Genomic DNA, 1,409 nt, shown 5'->3' with positions numbered 1-1,409 from the left:
GTTATTAACCAGATTAAGCCCTCGACCTATTAGTAACAGTCAGCTCCACATGTTGCCATGCTTCCACCTCTGCCCTATCTACCTTGTAGTCTTCAAGGGGTCTTACTCCTTATAGGAGGGATATCTCATCTTGAGGGGGGCTTCACGCTTAGATGCCTTCAGCGTTTATCCCTTCCAGACTTGGCTACTCTGCCATGCCGTTGGTCGACAACAGATACACCAGTGGTCCGTCCATCCCGGTCCTCTCGTACTAAGGACAGCTCCTCTCAAATATCCTCCGCCCGCGCCGGATAGGGACCGAACTGTCTCACGACGTTCTGAACCCAGCTCGCGTACCGCTTTAATGGGCGAACAGCCCAACCCTTGGGACCTGCTACAGCCCCAGGATGCGATGAGCCGACATCGAGGTGCCAAACCACTCCGTCGATGTGAACTCTTGGGAGTGATAAGCCTGTTATCCCCAGGGTAGCTTTTATCCGTTGAGCGATGGCAATCCCACTTTATACCACCGGATCACTAAGTCCTACTTTCGTACCTGCTCCACCCGTCGGTGTCGCAGTCAAGCTCCCTTCTGCCTTTGCACTCTTCAAATGGTTTCCAACCATTCTGAGGGAACCTTTGAGCGCCTCCGATACCCTTTCGGAGGCGACCGCCCCAGTCAAACTCCCCGCCTGACATTGTCCCATTGCCAGTTCATGGCAACTGGTTAGAAACCCAGTACTACAGGGGTGGTATCCCAACAGCGACTCCGGACAGACTGGCGTCCATCCTTCTTCGTCTCCCACCTATCCTGTACATGCAGTACCGAATCCCAGTATCAAACTGGAGTAAAGCTCCATGGGGTCTTTCCGTCCTGGCGCGGGTAACCAGCATCTTCACTGGTACTTCAATTTCACCGGATGCATTGTCGAGACAGTGCTCAAATCATTACGCCTTTCGTGCGGGTCGGAACTTACCCGACAAGGAATTTCGCTACCTTAGGACCGTTATAGTTACGGCCGCCGTTTACTGGGGCTTAAATTCAAAGCTTCGCCGAAGCTAACCTCTCCTCTTAACCTTCCAGCACCGGGCAGGCGTCAGCCCATATACTTCACCTTTCGGTTTCGCATAGACCTGTGTTTTTGCTAAACAGTTGCTTGAGCCTATTCTCTGCGGCCTGCTCTCGCAGGCACCCCTTCTCCCGAAGTTACGGGGTCATTTTGCCGAATTCCTTAACAATGCTTCTTCCGCCGGCCTTAGGATTCTCTCCTCATCCACCTGTGTCGGTTTACGGTACGGGCACGCATTACACAATAGCAGCTTTTCTCGGCACATGGCTCACACGCTTCACTACTTTATTTCGCTCCACATCACGTCTTCGGATTATACGACGGATTTGCCTATCGTACACCTACCTCGCTTGTACCGGT

At 52.7% G+C, this 1,409-nt stretch carries 1 rRNA gene; it reads right to left on the bottom strand.

Features of this window, described 5'->3' with window-relative positions:
- Nucleotides 1–9: 9 nt before the first annotated feature.
- Nucleotides 10–1,409: ribosomal RNA gene (locus ACTQ1L_RS15175) — 23S ribosomal RNA — on the bottom strand; the annotation flags it as partial.

The sequence above is a fragment of the Agathobacter sp. LCP21S3_B2 genome, assembly GCF_052118705.1.
In the GTDB taxonomy this organism is placed as follows: Bacteria; Bacillota; Clostridia; order Lachnospirales; family Lachnospiraceae; genus Roseburia.
Note: the sequence above shows the minus strand (reverse complement) of the source record. Positions and strands in the feature narration are given on the sequence as shown.